This window comes from Chryseobacterium sp. SORGH_AS_0447, assembly GCF_030818695.1.
GTDB lineage: Bacteria > Bacteroidota > Bacteroidia > Flavobacteriales > Weeksellaceae > Chryseobacterium.
On record NZ_JAUTAR010000001.1, the window covers coordinates 2,632,366 to 2,653,797 of the forward strand.

At 40.1% G+C, this 21,432-nt stretch carries 19 protein-coding genes and 1 pseudogene; 11 read left to right on the forward strand and 9 right to left on the reverse strand.

Translation table 11 applies throughout. The annotated features are described in order from the left end of the window. Nucleotides 1-19: 19 nt before the first annotated feature. A pseudogene (locus QE422_RS12165) lies at nt 20-577 on the reverse strand (DUF4256 domain-containing protein). A gap of 404 nt (nt 578-981) precedes the next feature. Between QE422_RS12165 and QE422_RS12170 the strand changes: the two are divergent. Further along, the gene (locus tag QE422_RS12170) at nt 982-1,662 is read left to right on the forward strand and encodes a LexA family transcriptional regulator (RefSeq protein ID WP_307458628.1); all 681 of its coding nucleotides are present in this window, start codon (nt 982-984) and stop codon (nt 1,660-1,662) included. Between the two features lie 390 nt (nt 1,663-2,052). After that, nucleotides 2,053-2,817 carry a type I methionyl aminopeptidase gene (gene map, locus QE422_RS12175; RefSeq protein WP_307458632.1) on the forward strand — a complete coding sequence of 255 codons (765 nt, stop codon included), beginning with the start codon at nt 2,053-2,055 and terminating at the stop codon, nt 2,815-2,817. Between the two features lie 74 nt (nt 2,818-2,891). On the opposite strand, the gene QE422_RS12180 is transcribed toward map, so the two are convergent. Then, nucleotides 2,892-3,353 carry a PA2169 family four-helix-bundle protein gene (locus QE422_RS12180; RefSeq protein ID WP_307458634.1) on the reverse strand — a complete coding sequence of 154 codons (462 nt, stop codon included), beginning with the start codon at nt 3,351-3,353 and terminating at the stop codon, nt 2,892-2,894. 207 nt (nt 3,354-3,560) lie between these two features. Between QE422_RS12180 and QE422_RS12185 the strand changes: the two genes are divergently transcribed. Both QE422_RS12185 and QE422_RS12190 read left to right on the forward strand, forming a co-directional pair. Beyond that, complete coding sequence (locus QE422_RS12185) at nt 3,561-4,367, forward strand: Cof-type HAD-IIB family hydrolase (protein WP_307458637.1); 807 nt, start codon at nt 3,561-3,563, stop codon at nt 4,365-4,367. 124 nt (nt 4,368-4,491) lie between these two features. After that, complete coding sequence (locus QE422_RS12190; protein ID WP_143149831.1) at nt 4,492-4,662, forward strand: lmo0937 family membrane protein; 171 nt, start codon at nt 4,492-4,494, stop codon at nt 4,660-4,662. 515 nt (nt 4,663-5,177) lie between these two features. Here the strand turns inward: QE422_RS12190 and QE422_RS12195 are convergent. The 3 genes from QE422_RS12195 to QE422_RS12205 all read right to left on the reverse strand — a co-directional run bounded on the left by QE422_RS12195 (nt 5,178) and on the right by QE422_RS12205 (nt 10,516). Beyond that, nucleotides 5,178-5,732, reverse strand: coding sequence for an OmpH family outer membrane protein (locus QE422_RS12195; protein ID WP_307458642.1), 555 nt, complete (start codon nt 5,730-5,732; stop codon nt 5,178-5,180). Nucleotides 5,733-6,048: 316 nt separating this feature from the next. Further along, a complete protein-coding gene (locus QE422_RS12200; RefSeq protein WP_307458645.1) occupies nt 6,049-9,234 on the reverse strand; it encodes a TonB-dependent receptor in 3,186 nt (1,061 codons plus the stop codon). A gap of 292 nt (nt 9,235-9,526) precedes the next feature. Beyond that, nucleotides 9,527-10,516 carry an aldo/keto reductase gene (locus tag QE422_RS12205; protein ID WP_307458647.1) on the reverse strand — a complete coding sequence of 330 codons (990 nt, stop codon included), beginning with the start codon at nt 10,514-10,516 and terminating at the stop codon, nt 9,527-9,529. A 154-nt stretch (nt 10,517-10,670) separates the two neighbouring features. On the opposite strand from QE422_RS12205, the gene QE422_RS12210 reads away from it, so the two are divergent. Continuing rightward, on the forward strand, nt 10,671-11,948 hold the full coding sequence (locus QE422_RS12210; protein WP_307458650.1) for an NAD(P)/FAD-dependent oxidoreductase: 1,278 nt from the start codon (nt 10,671-10,673) through the stop codon (nt 11,946-11,948). 67 nt (nt 11,949-12,015) lie between these two features. Further along, a complete protein-coding gene (locus tag QE422_RS12215; protein WP_307458652.1) occupies nt 12,016-13,860 on the forward strand; it encodes a chloride channel protein in 1,845 nt (614 codons plus the stop codon). A 140-nt stretch (nt 13,861-14,000) separates the two neighbouring features. Here the strand turns inward: QE422_RS12215 and QE422_RS12220 are convergent, their stop codons facing one another. After that, nucleotides 14,001-14,951, reverse strand: a complete 951-nt coding sequence (locus QE422_RS12220) for an aldo/keto reductase (protein WP_307458655.1) — start codon at nt 14,949-14,951, stop codon at nt 14,001-14,003. 278 nt (nt 14,952-15,229) lie between these two features. Here QE422_RS12220 and QE422_RS12225 point away from each other — a divergent pair, with 278 nt between their 5' ends. Next, nucleotides 15,230-15,697, forward strand: coding sequence for a hypothetical protein (locus QE422_RS12225; protein ID WP_307458657.1), 468 nt, complete (start codon nt 15,230-15,232; stop codon nt 15,695-15,697). A gap of 272 nt (nt 15,698-15,969) precedes the next feature. On the opposite strand, the gene QE422_RS12230 is transcribed toward QE422_RS12225, so the two are convergent. Together QE422_RS12230 and QE422_RS12235 are read right to left on the reverse strand one after the other, a co-directional pair. Then, complete coding sequence (locus QE422_RS12230; RefSeq protein ID WP_307458660.1) at nt 15,970-16,779, reverse strand: anti-sigma factor; 810 nt, start codon at nt 16,777-16,779, stop codon at nt 15,970-15,972. Between the two features lies 1 nt (nt 16,780). Beyond that, nucleotides 16,781-17,350, reverse strand: coding sequence for an RNA polymerase sigma factor (locus tag QE422_RS12235; RefSeq protein WP_307458662.1), 570 nt, complete (start codon nt 17,348-17,350; stop codon nt 16,781-16,783). A 286-nt stretch (nt 17,351-17,636) separates the two neighbouring features. Between QE422_RS12235 and QE422_RS12240 the strand changes: the two genes are divergently transcribed. The 4 genes from QE422_RS12240 to QE422_RS12255 all read left to right on the forward strand — a co-directional run bounded on the left by QE422_RS12240 (nt 17,637) and on the right by QE422_RS12255 (nt 20,394). Then, nucleotides 17,637-18,206, forward strand: coding sequence for a fasciclin domain-containing protein (locus tag QE422_RS12240; RefSeq protein WP_307458665.1), 570 nt, complete (start codon nt 17,637-17,639; stop codon nt 18,204-18,206). Between the two features lie 93 nt (nt 18,207-18,299). Continuing rightward, nucleotides 18,300-19,007, forward strand: a complete 708-nt coding sequence (locus QE422_RS12245; RefSeq protein ID WP_307458666.1) for a ferritin-like domain-containing protein — start codon at nt 18,300-18,302, stop codon at nt 19,005-19,007. 24 nt (nt 19,008-19,031) lie between these two features. Then, nucleotides 19,032-19,847 carry a ferritin-like domain-containing protein gene (locus tag QE422_RS12250; protein ID WP_307458668.1) on the forward strand — a complete coding sequence of 272 codons (816 nt, stop codon included), beginning with the start codon at nt 19,032-19,034 and terminating at the stop codon, nt 19,845-19,847. Between the two features lie 385 nt (nt 19,848-20,232). Further along, entirely contained in the window at nt 20,233-20,394 is a 162-nt protein-coding gene (locus QE422_RS12255; protein WP_307458671.1) for a hypothetical protein, read from the forward strand. Between the two features lie 139 nt (nt 20,395-20,533). Here QE422_RS12255 and QE422_RS12260 read toward each other — a convergent pair whose 3' ends face one another. Then, entirely contained in the window at nt 20,534-21,241 is a 708-nt protein-coding gene (locus QE422_RS12260; RefSeq protein ID WP_307458672.1) for a DUF421 domain-containing protein, read from the reverse strand. Between the last annotated feature and the right edge of the window lie 191 nt (nt 21,242-21,432).

Sequence of the window (21,432 nt, forward strand, 5' to 3'; positions counted from 1 at the left end):
CTAGTTTGTCATTCTCGTTCTAAACTTTTAAACAGCCGCGAAAACCCCGTGCTGTATAATAAGAATCGGCTCCGTTGTGGTAGACGAAGACCGTATTGTAACGGCGGTCGCCAAAGAGAGCTCCGCCCAAATCACGGATATTCTGAGGCGTTTTTAACCAGCTTGACGTTTTCTGGTCGAATTTTCCCACTTCCTGCAGCTTTCTGTATTGTTCTTCAGACAGAAGTTCGATACCCATTTCTGCAGCTGTATCCATAACATTATTTTACGGTTTATTGGCTTTTCTGGATTCCCAGGCCTGGAAATCGTAGCAGAGACTTCGGCGTTTAGGACTTTCGGGCGAACAGTCAAAAAAGAGATATTCATCTGTATTTTCATCATAATCTATAACGTCAGGTTCGCCTTCGGTTTTTTCCATTTCATAAAGAGACCGAAGCTTATCTGGATTTTCTTCCAGTTTTTTCAAAATTTTATCCCATTGCAAATCTTTGTGACGATTCATGTTTTTGTCGAATCTCGTTTTCAGAACTTTTAAAAGTTCATTCGTTTGTTCCTGGGTTATATTGTTTTTGCTCATATCGTTTTTGTCTGGTTTTAAATTCTAAAAGTTTTTAAATATAAAAATATAGCTTAATTTTGAATGGGAGGAGAAGTTTTGATTTCAGGGCTTTTAAAGCCGCTTAATATCAGTCAGATAGCTAAGGTTCTTGATTGATTTTAAAGCCCTAAAATGCCTTTAAATCAAGTGGTTAAAAATGTATGAAAATGAGGGATTTTTTGGTCAATATCACTCTTTTGAACGTTTTTACAAAAAGTCCTATAATTTATATTATGTTAAATTGGATGTTTTTTCGGAATTGGGATTTGAAGGTTTTCAGCAGTTTAATGGGTACGCCCAATTATGTCTCAGCCGTCTTTTTCGCTGTTTAAAGTTGGCTTCTTCTTAAAACATTCGTACTTTTGTTACTCTAATCTTTTTAAATGTCAATTTTTTCAGAAAATATCCGGCTTTTGCGCGGTACCCTCGGGAAAACCCAGCGCGAATTGTCTCAGCAGATACAAATCACCTCTTCCAGGTACAGTTCTTATGAAAATGGAAAATCCAAGCCTCCTGTGGATGTGCTGATCAGAATTTCCAGAATATTTAACGTAAGCATTGATCTTCTGCTTTCCGTAGACTTAACGAAGCATTCTCTGAAAGATATGCTGAAACTTCCGGATAACCGGATCGTTCTGCCGGTTGTTGTAGATCAGCAAGGCAACGAAAGCATCGAGATCGTTCCTCAAAAAGCCACCATGGGTTATCTCCGGGGTTACAGCGATCCCGATTATATTGAAAGCCTGCAGACGATTTCGCTGCCGTTTCTTAAAAATGGAAAATTCAGGGCTTTTCCGGCCGATGGCGATTCAATGCCGCCCTTTAAAGATGGTTCTTTCATTATCGGAAAATATATGGAAGGCGTCAATGATCTGAAATCCGGCAATACGTATGTCTTTATTACTTTAAATGACGGAATTACCTATAAACGCTTAAGAGCTAAAAACAAAACTTCACTTACGGTAGCTTCGGACAACACGTTCTACGAACCGTATGATATTCCCCTGAATGAAATTGTTGAAGTCTGGCAGTATGCGACCGGTATTTTTCCGGAAGATTTTTAATGGTAAAACTTTATTTAAACATATACAGCTACAGATCCTTTATCGGATTTGTGGCTTTTTTCTTGAGGTAAAATTAAAGAAATATAGTCTAAATAATTGATTTACAGTCCGTATATGTTAGCTCCTTCCCTATTTTATTTAACTTTCAGAAAAAATTGAAAGATATATGAGTTCTTAATTGCTGGTCAAGCGACTTTTCGATACAATTTTTTTCAAAATCTCTTTGAAGCATAGTGATTGAATAAACTTCCGGCATCCTGCTTCCCTCTCCCAGCCCATCATTTAGACGCTCATTAAATCCACTAATAAGTACCACAATTTAGTGAATACAGGAAAATCCAAAAACCAATTCATTAACTTTGTTTAAATAATCCATTTAAAAACAGAAGTATGTCCATTACAAATGAACAGGAATTAGCCGGAATGCGGAAAGCAGGTGAAGCCGTTGCCTTTACGTTGCGGGAAATGATAAAATATGCCCGGCCCGGTATGACAACCAAAGACCTTGATGAATACGGAGCAAAGATTCTTTCTGATTTTGGAGCCAAGTCTGCCCCTTACCTTACCTACGGATTTCCCGGCTGGACCTGCATCAGCGTTGATAATGAATTCTGTCATGGAATCCCTAGTGATGCAAAGGTGTTGAAAGAAGGAGATCTTATTAATATCGATGTTTCTGCGGAGCTTAATGGCTTTTGGGCAGATAACGGCGGTTCTTTTGTGATCGGAGAAGATATTCACGATCACGGTAAATTGGTGGAAGCCTCTAAAGATATCCTTAGAAAGGCCATCAACAGCATTAAAGGCGGGGTGAAAATTGCCGATATCGGCGGACTGATGGAAACGGAGGCGAAAAAACGCGGCTATAAAGTGATCAGGAACCTCGGAGGACACGGGATCGGACGGAGCCTCCACGAACAACCGGATGAACTGATGAATTACAGGAACCGGTTTGATACAAGAAGATTCAGAAAGAACTCAGTTGTAGCAATCGAGACTTTTATTTCCACTACTTCCGGTATTGCCGTTGAAGAAAAAGACGGCTGGACCATGGTCGGGAACAAAGGCGGATATATGGCTCAGCATGAGCATACGATCCTGATTACCGACGGAAAACCGGTAATTTTAACCGAGATGAACGGAATATTGAATTAATCCGGTATTCAAAAATAAAAACAGCTTTTCATTACAAAATGAAAAGCTGTTTCAAAAGATATACGTGAGCGCACTTAATCTTTGTCCTTGTATTCGCTGATTCCTTTGAACTGGTGATAAGAATCTTTGATATTTTTCAGGTGTTCGGAGACGATCGGCAAACTTCTTTCACTGAGCTTTCCGCTGTCGATCGCATTCTGGTAGGCATCAATGGCTGCTTTTTCGCCAAAAACTACATTTCCGATTGTGGATTCTTCCCTGTTTCCGAGAGTAAAGGAATTTTTAATGTCGATCCATGTCCTATGCAAAGCACCGGCTACGGACGGGGAATCTTCAGCCTCCCCACCTTTTTCGGTAATAAGATCGATCAGCTCATTCTTCATTACTTTTGTCAGAGAATTCATTTTTGCATACTCAGGCTTTACATCCGGATAATTTTCCCAGACTTTGCCTTCTACTTTTCCGAAACCTTCGATTCTGTCATTCGTAATGTGAAGCAGATCGTTTAAAACAGATATTTCTTCCTGATTATTCATAATACATATTTTGTGATATCCGGAATTCTGCAAGAACCATACCTTTGCGTTAAGATCAATGGTATATAAAATAGAGTTTTAAAATATTATAGTCAATAACTTCTTCATATTATTTAATTTAACAAAAATATAATCCCGGTTGATCCATCTGTCCTGAATTAAATAAAAGAATGTTGTATTTTTATTAACCCAAAATCATAACACTTCATGAATATGCCAGACGGTAACAACCCTCACGATATAAAAGCAGTATTTTTTGACATCGACGGAACACTGATCAGCTTCAAAACCGGAAAAATACCCGAATCTACTCAGAATGCCTTACAGAAACTCCGCGAAAAAGGAATTAAAGTTATTGTAGCCACCGGACGGTCCATCAATTCCCTGCACCACATCAGCCACCTAGAATTTGACGGTTTTATCACCTTTAACGGCGCTTACTGCGTTACGACTTCCCATGAGCTGATTTCCAGATATACAATTGACCCGGCTGATATTAAAAGCCTTGTCCGCTATGCTGCCGAATCGCCGCTGAGCTACTCCTTAATGTATGAAAACAAGGTGGAGATCAATGATGCCACACCTGAGGTCGTGGGAATGTATGCCCATGTAAATCTTCCCGTACCACCAGTTCATGACCATGAGAATATCGATACGGAGAATGTGCTTCAGGCCAATATCTTTCTACGGCCTGAAGCCGAGGAAAAATTTATGCGTGAGGTGATGCCGAACAGTATATCTTCACGGTGGACCCCTCTTTTCGCCGATGTAAATGCGGGAGGAATTACCAAGCAGCTGGGCATAGAAAATTTTTGCCGGTATTTCGGGATCGATACGGATGATACGATGGCTTTCGGGGACGGCGGAAATGATATTTCGATGCTTAAGTTTGTGAAAATAGGTGTTGCCATGGGGAATGCCAATGATCAGGTAAAGGAAATTGCCGATTTTGTAACCGAGGAAGTGGATGAACACGGTATTGAGCATGCGCTGCTTCGCTTTGGCTTATTATAGAATCCGCATAATTTTGAATAAAATTTGAGTGAAAACTTGTTTTGTGGTATTTGTTTTAAATTAATTTTTAAAAAAAGGCACAGTATATGTATAGCATAAATCAAATCACTTAAAATTTTAAATTATGAGAAGTATATTATGGTTAGTCGCAGTTATCTGTATAGTAGTGTGGCTTTTAGGAATGTTGGGTGTCGTACCTGGAATGGATACAGGATATTTAGTTCACATCTTGCTGGTTATCGCCATCATTGTGGTTCTTTACAATCTTATCTCCGGCAGAAGGCCCCTCGATTAGATTAATGTAGAAACTGAAAATACAAAGCTGGAAATGGAGTTTCCAGCTTTTTTATTGTTATGATGCAAAAGTTACATGAGCTTTTTATACATGAGATACATTATATTTAGTTACTCTCGTTGTACATATTTTAGATCACAGAAGAAGAAAAATCTAAGATTTTCATTGCGTAATGCTTCACTGCTATTTGGTTACGACACTTAAAGCCACCCAAAAATTTATAAAAATCCATCAAATCTACAGAAGACTTCCGTGTTATAGGAATTCATCCTAAATCTTTACGGTCTATCTCTCATACTATGTTGAGATCCCCTGCGGGGATGACAAACGAAGTAGTGAAATTTTTCAGCTGTTATAATTTCTGTTATTCTGTCATATACTTCGTGATCTAAATAAGTAAAACGGTTCCTGAAGGCCCCTGCCATCAATATACACTTATTAAACCTCCAGCTTCCTTCATCCAGCTTCCAGCTGTAAAAACAACCATCCGTGAAATCTCTGGAAGATTTATTCTGCTATTTTTTACCGCCTGTTACGCCCAGTTTCGCCTTCACTGCGGGAGTGATGTCTTCTCCTCCATCCATATAAGCGATGTTGCTTCCCTGGGAACTTGCCACATCAAATACATAAGCCAGTCCTTTTTCTTTGGCCACTGAAGAGATGGTAGAAGCTACTTTCTGCTGGATTGGTGTGAACAGTTCAGTCTGTTTTTTGCTGATATCCTGTGCTGCTTTAGTTCTTGCGGTTTCGATATCTTTACCTAATGTCTGAAGTTCGGTCTGTGCAGCGGTTAATTCTTTAATTACCGCTTCCTTATTGGCTTCGCTGATGGTTTTTTCTTTATCCTGCGCAGCTTTAAGCTTGGTCTGGTAACTGGTGATCATTTTTTCAATATCACCCTGCTTGGTTTTTGTGAAAGTATCCAAAGAGGCTTCTGCAGTTTTAGCTTCCGGAAGGTTATTGAAAACATCGTCGGAGTTGACATGTCCTATTTTCTGCTGTGCGTTTACCAAATTAGAGGTCAGGAAAAGTCCTGCGGCTAAAGAAAATGTTGTGATTAACTTTTTCATCTTATTATTTTTTTTAAATTTTTGTTCTAAAAGTCAGCAAATATAATAAATATAACTACATACCTAGTTGTAAATGCCGGGATGTTTGATTTTTTATTCGCCTTAAATGAAGTTTGAGATGAAAACAAAGGCGCGTGGTCATACTGTGCCTGTCGAAGAAACTCCCATTTTATCGGCGGATTGGGAAAAACTTCCAGTATCCAGCCTCCCTCTTCCTGCCTTTTAACAGGTTCATAGAAATCAAAAGAAGCCCGAAGAAAAACTCCGGACTTCTATTGAAAGAATTAGTAAGTCTGTATTGATCTGAAAAGAAAAATCAGAAATTATAACGGATTCCCAGTTGCCCCTGGAATCTGGAAGCAAACTGATCGATCGTATATGGAAGTCCCGGCGTCTTGAAGTTGTAGACCGGATCTCCCGCAGAAGGCTGTCCTGTGGCCACGTTTCCTACCTTCGTTAAACCGACACTCGCTGTCGAGTTAAAGGTATTCGGTACAAAATACACTTTCCCCCAGTCTTTATTCAGTAAGTTCGTGAGGTTGATAATGCTGAATGAGATCTGTAAGCTGCTTTTGGATTTTTCGCTGAGTCTTATTTCATCCATAATCCTGAAATCAGCCTGGATATTCCAAGGGGTGAAATCGCCGTTTCTCTCCGTGAATTTTCCTCTTCTGCTGTTCAGGTAGTCATTCCCGCTGATGAATTTTTCATAATCTGCTACCTGCTGCTGTGCTGTCACTACAATATTTCCTGATGCATCTTTGATCGGAGCTATGTATTTTGCCGCTTCTGTTGCATCCTTAAAGATATAGGCAAGACCTGCCGCCTGTCCGCTGTTGGCAATCGTACTGTTTACAAATCCCCATGAGAAAGGGTTTCCGGACTGTGCATTAAAGTACACATTGGCAGAAAGCCTGTTCGATTGGGAAAGCGGTACGGAGTATCCTAAGTTGGCGACGATCCTGTTCTTGATAGCGAAGTTGGAAGTTGAAAGTTTAGGGTCATTAGGCGTAAGAGACTGGTTCATCTGCCAGTTGCTTTCCATGGAGTTCCGGATTCCATTCGTAATATCTTTTGCATCCCCGTAGGTATATGCAACAAAGAAATTTAAACCGAAATTATATGCCTTGGAAAGCTGAGCGGTTACATTGTAACGGTATCCTTCTTTCGTATTGGAAAGCATATAGGCATTGGAGAAATTGCTGTTGATATTGGTTGTATAAACGGGCATTTCATGGTTCGTATCATAGCTGAAATACGTTACATTGTCGGTCTTGTTTACCTGCTGGAATTTCAGGTCGTACAGCACTTTCGTGTAGATTCCTTCCAGGGTAAATTTATATCCGGATAAAGTATAATCGAAAGCCAGTGAGCTTCTCCATACCCGTGGCATTTTAAAATTGTTATCAATTAAATCCACCTGTACTTTGGAGGAGTTCTGCCATTTCGGGAAGTTCCCGCTTACCAGCGGATCTCCGTTAGCAGCAAGCTGAGCGGCAGTCGGAGCATTGTAATCATAACTTCCGAATCCTACACCGTCGTTATAATAAGCATAACCGAGCCATGCGAAAGGAATTCTTCCTACGAAAATACCGGATCCTCCTCTCATGATCAGCGACCGGTCCTGCGTAAGGTCTAAATTAAATCCTAATCGCGGGGAAATGGTAGGTTTGTTAAGATAGTCGTTGGTTAGCTGGCTTAGAGGTGTGTACGTATAGGTGTTTCCGTAATACGGATCGGCAGGCGAACTGGTTACTTTCGGGCTCAGTACCGGCTTATTCGGAAGATCGGTATAATCAATTCTCACACCCGGCGTCAGTCTCAGCCTTCCCCAGTTGATTTCATCCTGAAGATAAGCGGACAGCAGATTTACTTTATAATGCGCGTAAGGGTTATCAAATAAATCCTGTCTGTTTTCTCCGGCTAAAGAATAGGTTCCTCTGATCCTGGCAGGATTTGAATTGTAAAAATCATTTAAACTTTTATAGGAAATCCTTCCATTCAGGGCATTTACAAAACCATAATCAATGTTGTACAGCTCATTATGTGTTCCCAGTAAAAATGTATGATGTCCCGCTTTATACGTCAGGTTATCTGTAATTTCAAACGTTTTCTGTCTCATGTTGAAAACCGTTGCTTCCCGGTCGTTTCCGAGCAGGATGGTTCCTCCGTTATAGGCAATTTCTACCTGCGGGAACATCGCATTCTGGGAAGTCGGATCCCTGTAATCGTGGATGGATGAGTAGCCCAGCACCAAATTGTTGTTCAACCGGTCGTTAAAACGGCTTTTCAATTCCAGGGTTGTAGAGGAAGACGTATTTTTCTGCACGAAATCCATGCTTGAGAAACGGAAGTTCGCACCGTCTCTCTCTAAATTGGAAGCATGGGAAAATACCGTATTGTTTTTAATGGATAAAGTATGCTTATCGTTAATTTTCCAGTCCAGTTTATTGAACAGTTTCGAACTTTCGGAGAAATTGGTGTACTGATCGAAAGTTCCGGTATTGAACCCATATTTATTCCGTACAAAATCTGAAATCTGCTGGGCTACGGAACCGCTGACAAGCGAACCCTGGTCTCCGGCGTTATAAAAAACTGGATCCGTTCTTTTCGTATATTCCATATTCGTGAATAAGAAAAGCTTGTCCTTAATAACAGGCAATCCTACCCTTCCGCCGTAAATATAATCTCCGAATGAGTTTGGCATCTTTGAATTGTCGCCCACCCGGTTCTTTCCGGTAATCCAGGCATTTCTGCCGTAGAAATACATAGAACCTTCCGTGTTATTGCTTCCGCTCCGGGTAACGGCATTGATACTTCCTCCCAGAAAATTCCCCAATTTTACATCATAAGGAGCGATATAGACCTGCACATCCTGGATGGCATCCAGACTAATGGAATTGGAACGGGTGCTGCTTCCGGGCATTCCTGAAGTTCCGGTCTGTCCTCCCAGTGAAGGGCTGAACCCGATCGCGTCATTGTTAATAGAACCGTCAATAGTCACGTTGTTGTAACGGAAATTCGTCCCGTTGAAAGAGTTATTGGCACTTTGAGGAACAAGCTTCGTGACATCCTGAATACCGCGGTTGATATTGGGCAATCCTGAAATCTGTGCCTGGCTGATTCCTACGCCGAATTTTGCGGCAGTCGTTCTTTTGGAAGTCAGTTTCACTTCATCAATTACTTTTTCCCTGTTGCCAAGCTCTACTACCGGAAGGTCGTTGTTTCCGAGGGAAAGCTGCACATTGCTGTTGGAATACACTACATTTGCGCCGTCTGTCACCTCAATGGTATAAGGCCCACCCGGCTGCAGGTTGTCTAAACTGAACTGGCCGTTCTTGTTGGTTTTGGTTTCAAAACTGCTGTTGGTTGGGATGTGGGTTACTTTGATGGTCATTTCGGAAGAGGTTCCTTTTAGTCTTCCGAAAATTTTAGAGCTGGTTTCCTGCGAGAAAGCTAGGCTGAAAGATAACAATGCAATAGCACAGATTATTTTTTTCATTTTTTTATACTTCAAAATTGTATGGCAAAATTATTCAGAAGTAAATTTTCAGGCCGTTAACATACGGATAACATTGTATCACAAAATATTTAACAGATCCTTAAAAAAAAATTAAAAATCATTGCTTGCATATATAAATTAAATTGTTTTTGAATTTAATTATTGTCAAAAACCTACTATTGATCGGCTGTTGGCTTTTTAAGTTTAATTTAAGTTTTTTTTAACCGTAAATTTAAATCCTTAAAACAAAAAACCTCCCCGATTGGGAGGCATAAATAATATCTTCTGATGATTAGTTAGGAACCTGTGCTTTTTCGTAAATTAATCCTTCGGATTTCAATTCTTTCCAGAAATCGGAAGAGATATTTTCTTTCCAGGCTTTTACATTGTCTTCCACCTGTTCCGGCTTGCTGGCTCCCGGGATGATTGATACAAATTCATCAGCTGCAAGAACGAACTGAAGCGCTGCATGGGTAATGGTTGTCCCGTATCTTTTGGCAATTTCCTCAATCTTTTCACGTTTTTCTGTCATGCCTTTCGGGATCACATCTTTATAGTTATACCTTGGCCTGCCGTTGATAAATCCGGAATTGTATCCTGCTCCGGAAACGAGCTTCACACCGGCTTTTTTTACAGCAGGAAGCAATCGGTCAATCGCGTCCTCATGTTCAAGGATTGAATATTGCGTTGCTGAAAGACAGATGTCCGGATCGGCAGAATCCAGGCAGTCCAGGATCGGCTCTATTTTATTAACGCCCATTCCCCAGGCTTTGATTACGCCCTGTTCTCGAAGTTCAGATAATACTTTAAAAGCACCTGCTCTCGCCTGTTTTAAAAAATAATCGTAACGATCACCCACCTGGTCTTCGGAAAGATCATGAACATATACAATATCGATATGGTCCAATCTTAATCTTTCCAAGCTTTCTTCAATCGATCTTTTAATAGCATCTGCCGTATAATTGTGTTCAAAATCGAATGGTAAAGGATCCTGCCACATGGTTGGCGGCACTTCATCTTCAGCAACTTCCACGAAAAGGCGTCCTACTTTTGTGGACAAAACAAATTCATCACGGTTCTGCCCGTGCAGGAAGTTTCCGAATCTTCTTTCGCTTTTTGTGAGACCGTACCACGGTGATGTATCGTAATAGCGGATTCCCAGGTCCCATGCCTTTTGTAAAACTTCATAAGATTGCCCGTCGGTAAGGGCTTCAAAGGCTGTACCGATGGCTACTCCGCCTAGACCCAGCTGGTGTTTTTCCGTTAAAATGTCTGGTTTCATATACTAGTGTTTAAGATTTGGTTTCAGTATAGGATACAAACATCGTGCAGGGAATTCGGAAAGGCTGAAGGATCCGTGATAATAAATACCACAATACCGTCCTTTGGCGTTATTCTTGAAGCTTAATTCACACCACTACAATATCATTTAAAATATGAAAAAGCACATCGTCATTGTCGGCGGAGGTTTTGCAGGAATCAACCTTATCAAATCTCTTGTGAATGATAAAAGGTTCAGAATAACACTGGTTGACAAAAACAACTATCACTTTTTCCCGCCTCTAATTTATCAGGTAGCCACTTCATTTATCGAAGCATCAAACATCAGTTATCCGTTCCGGAAAATGATTTCAAAATACAGGAATGTTAATTTTCATATGGGAAGCCTTATGAATGTAGACCATGAGCACAATTCCATCAAAACAGACAGCGGTGTTCTTCAATATGACTATCTTGTTTTGGCCCTAGGTACTGAAACCAATTATTTCGGGATGGAAAACGTAAAGAAATGCTCTCTATCGATGAAAACCATTGATGAAGCACTGTATTTGCGGAATTACATGCTGCTGACCCTTGAGGAAGCTGCCCGAAATAAAAACATCAGAGAAGCACAGAAATTACAGAACATCGTTATAGCCGGAGGCGGACCGACCGGGGTGGAACTTGCCGGGATGATTGCAGAAATGGGAAGCTATATCGCTGAGAAAGAATATCCTGAAATTAAGCTCAGCCTTTCCAATATCTATTTAATCGACGCACTTCCTACTTTACTCTCGCCGATGAGCAAGATGGCTCAGGAAGCAGCCCATGAAAAACTGACGAAGCTTGGTGTGAAGATTATATTAAATGTAGCCGTAAAAGATTATATAGACCAGAAAGTAATTTTGTCCGACGGACGCACGATTGATACGGAAACCCTGATCTGGACCTCCGGAGTCATCGGGCGTGAAGTTCCCGGATTGCCTGCGGAAAGCATTGGAAAAGGAAGAAGAATACTTGTGGATGCTTATAATAAAGTGGAAGGCATGAATAATGTTTACGCATTGGGAGACATTTCTTTACAGCTGACCGATAAAAATTTTCCTAAAGGACATCCGCAGCTGGCTCAGGTGGCCATTCAGCATGCGCTGAATTTAGGAAAGAACCTTAAAAGAATGGAGGAAGGAAAAGAGCAGACTCCTTTTACATATAACAATAAAGGAAGCATGGCCATCATTTCGAAATTCAATGCGGTCGTGGATCTGCCGAAGTTTTCTTATAAAGGATTTATTGCGTGGCTTACGTGGCTGTTTATCCATATCATTCCGTTGGTTACCTTCAGGAGCAAAGCGCGTCTGGCATTCAACTGGCTGAGATTATTCATTACCAACAATCCGTCTATCCGCCTTATTTTACGTCCTAAGAAAGAAACGGGACAATATGAACAATTTTAAAGTTCCTGATATATTTCATAAATTTACGGGCCGTAACAATTCGGTTGCGGATTAAAATTTCCCGAAAGTGAATATTCATAATAAAAAAAAGTTTCTTAGCTTCCTGAAGTTTAAAAGAGACTTTCAGAAGTATGGACTCGAAAAAGCACGCAGCTTCGAAATTATCCTGCATTGGCTGAATAACCGGCTCAGCCGAAATCAGTTCCTGGTATTGTCCGGGATATTGGTCGGATGCTCGGCAGGTCTGGCCGGTGTGGTGCTGAAAACTTTGGTTCACAATATTCATCATTTTATTACGACGGAAGTTCATTTCGAGTATCAGATCCTGTTTTACGTCGTTTTTCCTTTCCTGGGAATTGTCCTGACAACGATGATTGTCCTGACGATATTTAAAGGCCAGGACCGGAAAGGAATAGGGGCTATTTTGTATGAGATTGCCCAGAATTCCAGCATTGTTTCCTCAGTAAAAATGTATTCGCAGATCGTACAGAGTGCTGTTACCGTTGGATTGGGAGGTTCTGCCGGACTGGAAAGCCCGATTGCCGTCACGGGAGCTGCAATCGGTTCCAATTTTGCACAGACTTACCGCCTGAGCTATAAGGAACGTACCTTACTGCTTGCGGCAGGAGCAACAGCGGGGATTGCATCTGCTTTCAATGCACCAATCGCCGGAATCATGTTTGCATTCGAGATCCTTCTAACGGGAGTTGTATTTACTGATTTTATCCCTTTGGTTGTAGCTGCAGTCTGCGGAAGTTTACTGTCCCGGATTCTTCTTCAGGAAGATGTGCTTTTCCGGTTTTATACCCGCGAAGCTTTTAATTATAAAAACGTTCCGTACTATCTTATTTTAGGAATCGTGACGGGACTTTATGCCAGATACTTCGTTCTCGTTTCGCAAAAGGTCGAGCATTTTATTAAAGGACTGAATATGTCCAGGCTGAGGAAAGCCATGTTCGGCGGTGCGGTGTTGTCGCTGCTGTGTGTCCTTTTCCCGCCTTTATTTGGAGAAGGCTACGACACGGTGAAAGCTTTTACCAACGGAAATACCCATTACATTATCCAAAACAGTTTTTTCAGGTATTTTGAAATTAAAAATTTCACCATCATTATTTTCCTGATCCTCGTTTTGTTGTTAAAGGCATTTGCCACTTCTTTTACCATTTTCAGCGGCGGGAACGGCGGAAATTTTGCCCCTTCACTTTTTGCCGGAGGAACGGTGGGCTATTTATTTGCGATTGTCTGCCAGCAGATCGGCTTTACGGATGTTCCGGTGACGAATCTAGTCCTGGTCGGGATGGCCGGAGCAATGAGCGGGGTAATGTATGCTCCTTTAACTGCGATTTTCCTAATTGCGGAATCCAGTTTCGGATATGACCTTTTTATTCCGCTGATGATCGCTTCGATTATTTCTTACCTGATTGCCAAGTGGTTCTCCCCTATTTCGCCTGAGTTGAAGTCGCTGGCAGATCAGGGGAAAATATTTACCAACAAGCACGACAAAAATTTATTGTTTTCGCTGAAAACAGAAGATTTTATCGACCGCTATTCCCAGGCAATCAACGAAAAAGCTCCCATCGCGGAATTGTTTGAACTGGTAAAAAACGGAAATAAAAATATTTTTGCGGTTGTAAATGATGATAAAGTCCTGCGTGGAATTTTAACGCTGGACGATATCCGGCCTTACCTTTTCAGCAATACGGAAGTTTCCGCTGATATCAGCCAAATAATGAAAGCACCGCCTGCCGTGATCCATCCGGAAAACCAGCCGCTGGAAATCCTTCAAGCATTTGATGATACCGGGGTATGGAATCTGCCGGTAGTGAATCAGAACAACATATTCATCGGATTTATTTCCAAATCGACCATCCTGATGAGCTACCGACAGCTGCTGAAAGAGTATTCAGAATAAAAGTTCAGAATGAGTTAAATAACCTAAAATAAAATCCGTCCGGAAAATTTTCCGGACGGATTTTTTGTTTAAAGTAACAAAAGGTTATTTGACATGTGAATTACCTAAGATTCAAATAAAAGCTTCCGGCATCGATTCTGTTAATTGAAATCGGATGCTTTATCAAGCCGTTCGATATCTTCACGATCCAAACTAAGCTCAGGCGCTGCGAATAAAGTTTCAAGCTGGGATTCACTGGTGGCACTTACGATGGGGGCGGTAACGAACGGATTGGCAAGAAGCCAGGCCAGCGCAACGGCTGCCGGTTTCGAATTGTGTTTGCTGCTGATTTCATCCAGTACTTTCAGTACTTCAAGGCCTTTTGGATTCAGGTATTTCCTCACACCTTCTCCGCGCTGGCTTTTAGACAGATCGGATTCATCGCGGTATTTACCGGTCAGGAATCCCGCGGCAAGGGACCAATACGGAAATACACTTAACCCGTATTCTTCAGCCAAAGGTGCATAATTTTTTTCAAAACCTTCTCTTTCCATTAAATTGAAATGCGGCTGCAGAGCAACATATTTCGGAAGGTTATGCTCTTCGGCAGTTTTAAAAGATTCTTTCAGCCTTTCCGGGGATATGTTTGAAGCAGCGATGTAACGTACTTTTCCGGCTTTTATAACTTCATCATAGGCTGACAATGTTTCTTCAACCGGAGTCTGCTTGTCATCAAAATGCGTATAATAAAGATCGATGTGGTCGGTCTGAAGCCTTTGGAGCGATTCGTCCACAGATTTTAAAATATGTTTTCTGCTGATATCAAAACCGTGCTCTTTTGTTTCGGAGCCAACTTTGGTGGCAATAACCAGGTCGTTGCGGTTGCCCCGGTTTTTCATCCATTTCCCGATGATCTCTTCGGACTGGCCGCCTTTGCCGTTTACCCACCAGGAATACGTATCAGCAGTGTCAATAAAATTAAACCCTCCTGCAAAGAATTTATCAAGAATTTCAAAAGACTGCTTTTCATCCAGGGTCCATCCGAAAACATTTCCGCCGAAATTAATCGGGGCTATCGATAAGTCGGTATTTTTAATGGTTCTCTTTTCCATAAGATTATTTTGTGATTAAATGATTAATGGTATTCCTAAAGATACTGAATTTATTTTTGAATATGTGCTGATTGCTCAAGGATAAATTAATTATGGGCTGCTCTTCAACTTCATCAGAGATCAAAATTTAATACAGTGCGCAAAAAACCTTCTATATCTTTACGTTTTAGCAATAATCAACTGTATAATCCACTCAGCTTTTTAATTTTTAAACCATTTTTACAATGTAATGTTCAAAGAAGATACTGCATATTGTATTTAATTCTTAAATTTGGCTTATGCGAAAAAACTTGTATCTGATTCTTTTATCATGTTCCCTTGTAAGCTGCTACACGTACCAGGTTAAAAAGCAACCGGCTCCTGCTGTGGCAGACAATAATACATCTCCACAAAACGGTACAGATCCTGCGGCGGCTTCTGCAAAAATGAAAAGAGCAGGGGCTGAATCCCAAAATGTAAACCAACAACCGCCTGTTCCGGTAAATGTTCAGCAGAAACTGGCTCCTAATAAAAATTTTAAAATAGATGTAGACGGCAAAAGCTATAAAATCATCGTAGACCGTTGGGAAAGCGACAGCTTAGTAGCGCATCCGGTTCATAATCCTAAGAGGACGTTAAAATTCCATAAGAATCAGATCAACGCCGACAGAATTGCCGAAAAACGATTTTCACAGCCTATTGCCGATATTATTACGATTGCTGTGTATGCCGGTGCCGGTGTAGGAATCTGGTATCTTCTGCAGTAATTCTGCTAATGAACGTTAAGATGTAACAATAGATTGATTGGCAGGCTGGGAGCAGGAAGCGGAGTGTGGGAAGTTCTCTAATGTTATACAATCAGATGGTTCTCCTTGTAAAGTTTTGTTTAAAATCCTGACTTAACGAAATCAATTTTTACCAGGATGAATGACTGAAAATAAATTAAACCCCAATAGAAATTTTAGCTTAGCTAACTGAAATACATAAAAAAAATACCGGTTTTAAAACCGGTATTTTTTTTATAAATGTTTGATTCAGATTAAATTTCTCCCATTACATACATGTTTTCCATTGTTGGAACCGGGCTGCCTCCCTGTTTTTCCAAAGTAATGGCAAATGCCTGGGCCTTCGGAATGTTGGCAAGGGCAATTTTGCTGTCTTTCTCTTCGGTATACATTCCTGCATTTACTGGTTTTCCGTCTTCGATCGCCCAAAGCTGGTACTGCATTCCTTCCGGAGCCTTCGGCAGTTTTTCTGCATCTAGGTAGACGGCTTTGGTCTTGGTATCCCAGAAGACCATAGCTTTTGAATCCGTATGTTTTTCAACGCCTTTCAGCATGACCATTTTCATATCAGGATTGGAAACCATTTCCATTTTCCTGTTCATTTTCTCCATTGCAAAATCCTGGGTTCTCTTTTCAGCCTGTATCCCTGCAATTTCTTTCTTCGTCTGCGCCTGCTCGTTCATCCAGAAAAGATTTCCGGCAATACTGATCAGGAAAAGTACCGAAGCAGCAATAGCAAAGGTCTTCCAGTTGTTGTTTCCCTGAATTTTAATTTCCTCCTGTGGTCTCGCTGCAGGAATATCCGCAGCAAACACAGTTTGTTTCTCTTCAGCAGTCTGCTCCTGCTGTATCTTATTCCAGATCTTTGATTTCAAGTCCGTTGGAGGCGTCACAGCCTGTGCTGTAGCCAGATCTTCCAAAGTTTTTTGTGCTTCGTCAAAAGCCGCTTTTACTTCAGCATTGTTCTTCATGACACACTCCAAAATCCCGGCTTCTTCTGCAGAAGCAAGACCTAGAATATAAGATTCTATAATTCCGGATGATATGTACTCTTTCGTATTCAATTTATTGATAATCTTTTAGCAAATCTTTTAATTTCATCAGCGCATTCCGCATCTTGGTTTTTACCGTTCCCAGCGGTATTTTGAGTTTTTCGGATATCTCATGCTGAGTGTATCCCTGATAATACGCGAGATTGATAAGTTCCTGCTTGTCAGTTTCCAGATTTTCCAACACCTTGTTGAATCCGATAAAATCAGATGAATCATTGGTTGTTGAAAGCTCTGCAGAATCATATACGAAATCCGGGAGTGATTGGTTTTTCAATTCGTTCTGAAAACTTTTGGATTTTAAATAATCGATCGCTGTGTTCCTTGCGATGTTGATCATCCAGGTATAGAACCTGCCTTTGGCAGCATCATATTGATTGATGGAATTCCAGATTTTAACGAAAACATCCTGAATAATTTCTTCAGTGTATTCTTTAGACTGAACGATTCGGAGAATAACTCCATACAACGCACCGGAGTAGTTGTCATACAAATGATGAAAACCGGTTTCGTTTTTATCTTTTAGTAAAACGATAAGCTGCTCTTCCGAATAGTTTGTTTTAATAGTGGATATTTTTGTTTCCAAATGTAGTAAAATAAAGTAAATAATAAACAATTTTAAAGCCATATTGTTCAATATTTTAAAAAATTCTAAAATCCTTAAAAAAAATTTACATATAACCGATAATTTTTAAAGAAAGATTAATACAGAATAAAAATTTTCTACTTTACGTGAAAAATATATATCTGTAAATCAGTAAGTTATGATTTAATTTGATTTTTTTTAATCTTTTTTAAATCTGAAATAAAACCGCCCTCGTAAATGAAGTCAGAACACATTCAAATACAACATTGAACTTAAAAATCGAAAAATGAACACAAAATCAAAAATCACAGCTTTAGGAATGGTAATCCTTTCTTTCGCTTTCAGCGGAACGGCTACAGCGCAGCAGATGAAAGAAAAAACGGTAATGGTGGGCGGTGCTCCGATGTATCCTTCTAAGAACATTATTGAAAATGCAGTAAATTCCAAAGATCATAAAACATTGGTAGCGGCGGTAAAAGCAGCAGGATTGGTAGAGACATTGCAAGGTTCAGGACCTTTCACGGTATTTGCTCCAACGGATGCAGCTTTCGCAAAACTTCCGAAAGGTACCGTAAGCAATCTGGTAAAACCAGAAAACAAAGCGACGCTTACAAAAATCTTAACGTATCATGTTCTTCCGGGAAGATACAGTGCTAAGCAGATCTGGGCAGAAGTAAAAGCCGGTAACGGTAAAGCCATGATGAAGACGGTAGAAGGTGAAGAACTTACGTTCTGGACAAAAGGCAAAAATCTCTATGTAAGAGATTCCAAAGGAAATGACGCAAAAGTAACGATTGCTGATGTAAATCAGTCAAATGGTGTTATTCATGTAATAGACACGGTGTTGATGCCGTAATGGTTTCTTAGTTTTATAAACAGCATAAATTTTTTTATGCTGTTTTCTTTCTCTCTTTTAAGGATTAATACGAACGCTTAAATAAATAATATTATGAAAAAAACTATTAATGTGTCTAACCAGGGAGCTACCCTGGATACAGGCAGAAGAAATTTTTTGAAGCTGAGCGGTGTAGGTCTGGCAATGGCAGGTCTTACCTTTATCGGTTGTGAAGATAAGGATTTCGAATTCGTAGACGTAAATGTTTTCGATCTTGGAAAAGGAGACGTAGGGATCCTGAATTATGCCTACGCATTGGAACAGTTGGAAGCTGATTTCTATACAAAAGTGGTTAACAATTTCTATTCAGGAATTTCAAATGCTGAAAAAGAGATCTTTACCGATCTTTATCATCACGAAGTAGTCCACAGAGACTTCTTTAAGGCAGCGATCAGCGGTGCAACATCTAATGTATTGCCGACTCTTGAGTTCCAGTATCCGAATGTAAACTTTAACGACAGAAATTCCGTACTGGCAACAGCAAAAGCGCTTGAAGATACAGGTGTCGCAGCTTACAACGGTGCCGGAAAGTACATCACCAACCCTGATTATCTTGTAATTGCCGGGAAAATTGTTTCTGTAGAAGCCAGACACGCTTCTGCAATCAGAAACCTGATCAACCCGGGAACGGCAGCATTTTCAGGAGACGATGTGATTGATTCAAACGGACTGGATCTTGCTAAAGAGCCGAAGGATATCGTATCGGTAGCAGGAGGATTTATCAAAACGCCTTTCACTTGGAAAGAGCAGGGAATCGGTTAATTATTCACTTCAAAAAATTACATTATGAACATTCTTAAACTATTAGATAAGCTTTCTGACGATAAATTTTTCACTACAGAAACATCAAGATTAGAAACCCTTACGAATATTTCATCATTCGGAAAAAAAGCGGCTGTGGCTGCACTTCCGCTTGGACTTGGTACTTTAATGAGTACACCGGCAAAAGCGGAAACCGTAGATACCCAGAAAAATGCAGCATATTTTAAAAGTGCATTGACGGATGCTTTACAATTGGCATTGGTACTGGAATATCTGGAAGATGAATATTACAGAATAGGATTGAACGTTGCAGGATTAATCCCAAGTTCTGACAGAACGGTTTTCCAACAAATTTCAAAGCACGAGACGGCTCACGTAGCATTTCTAAAAAATACACTGACTTCTTTAGGAACAACACCTGGAGCCAAACCGACCTTCGACTTTACGGCACAAGGAAATTTTACTCCTTTTACTAATTATAGCCAATTCTTAATTCTTGCTCAGGCATTTGAAGATACCGGTGTAAGAGCTTATAAAGGGCAGGCAGGAAACGTAATGTCTAATAAAACCGTATTGCAGGCTGCTTTGCAGATCCACTCCGTAGAAGCAAGACATGCTTCACAGGTAAGGAGAATGAGAGCGAATAAAGGTTGGATCGAACTAGCCAACGGAGGCAATATGCCTGCGGCAACCAATCCGGTATATGCTGGGGAAGATAATGTAACCCAGGCCGGTTTCAACACCAGTACTTTGTTCGGAGCAGCAGCCGGTTCTGCAGCATACGACGAAATTTTAAGTGGTAGCGACGCTCAGGCGATTGCATCTTTGTTCATCGTTTAAGCGATCCTTAATTTTAGCTGTTATCCCTTTCTGTCTCAGAGAGGGATTTTTTTATTGTAAGAATGAACAGGTATTTCTTACTATTAAATAAATGAAACCTCCTAGCCTTTTAACAGAAAATATAATATTATGAAATCCTGATAAAGATTTATTAAAGTGGTTTATGTATTCATCAAGAACAAAACCCTAACCGTAAGGAAAGGGTTCAGTACATTTAAAATTTGAAATATGGTAATGTTAACTGTTCAAAGATACCGCTTGCTGAACGTTCTTTTTATGACCCGAATCAGTTTTATTCCCAAATCATTGATTTAATTAGATTGTTTGGGTAGATATTTCATTCTGATCGGTTGTGGTATGGTTTAGAATTTGATGTAAACAGGGTATGAAAACAAATAAATATTGGTCTGAATTTTTTAAAAACAGATCTAAAAAAATCAAGCCTTCTACAACAGTAAAAGAAGGGGCAAAAGTCCTGGCTGTGGGTGTTTTCGCATTATTGGCTTTGGGATTTTTTACAACATCTCAAAGACTGAATGCAGGATAGTAGGAATTCTATATTAATTTTATCAATAACTATCTTAGCAGACGATAAATAATAATATTTTTACTATATTTGTATATCGAAATAATTTTTTTTCATCATTTGTGTTTTTTTAGGCTCCTATTCGTAGGAGCCTTTTTATTTACGTGACTCTCAGTCGGTTACTCGCCGAAACCCAGTTTATTTTACCGCACTTTTTGCATGAGCCTGCATTTCCCGGTTGCTTCTCTTCAGTATAGCCGCAAAATGTACAGGAATAGTATCCTTTTTTGGGAATAGTTTTCAGAGGATTTTCCAAAGATCCCGGCATTGTCGGAAGCCCGTATTTCACTTTTTCGTCTTCAAAAAAGAACACGCTGATCTCTCCGGAGCTTTCTTCAATAGCTTTTTCAACCTGTCCTAAATGAGACACGCCGTTTAATCTGAGTTCGGCAAAAAATTCGTCGCTTCCCAGATTTTCTTTTTTAAAGTTTTCAATTGAAAATTCGCCGTCATCGATCAGACAGATGCATTTGCCTTCGATTAACTCTTCAAATTTTTTGTTTTTTGCAATTAAATATGTGATAACGGTATATAAGCAGATGATTACGGCAAAAACAATAATTGATGAAACAACTCCTACTTCTTTGTAAAACATCGGATCTCCTGCAGCTGACCCCAGACCGATAATTACTACCAACTCGAAGATGGACAATTGTTTCACTCCCCTTTTCCCTAAAACACGGAGTCCGACTACAATTGTAATGAACATGATTACGGTACGGATGACGATTTCAAGAATAAAGGGCCATTCTTCCTGGCCCAACAATAATTCTTTCCAGTCAAATTCTAAGAGAAATTCGGACAGCATAGGGATTGTTTAAGTTCCGAACTTCAAAAAATACGCCAAGCATAAGAATTGCTTAATGCTATTTATTGATTGTTTGACGTAAACTTTGTTGTCGTTAACTTATTTTCACTCTGCAAAAAAAGGGGAAGAAATTTATACGGAGTTTCTTTAAAATAAAAATTTGATTAAAATCAGGGACTGTTAAGTGATGT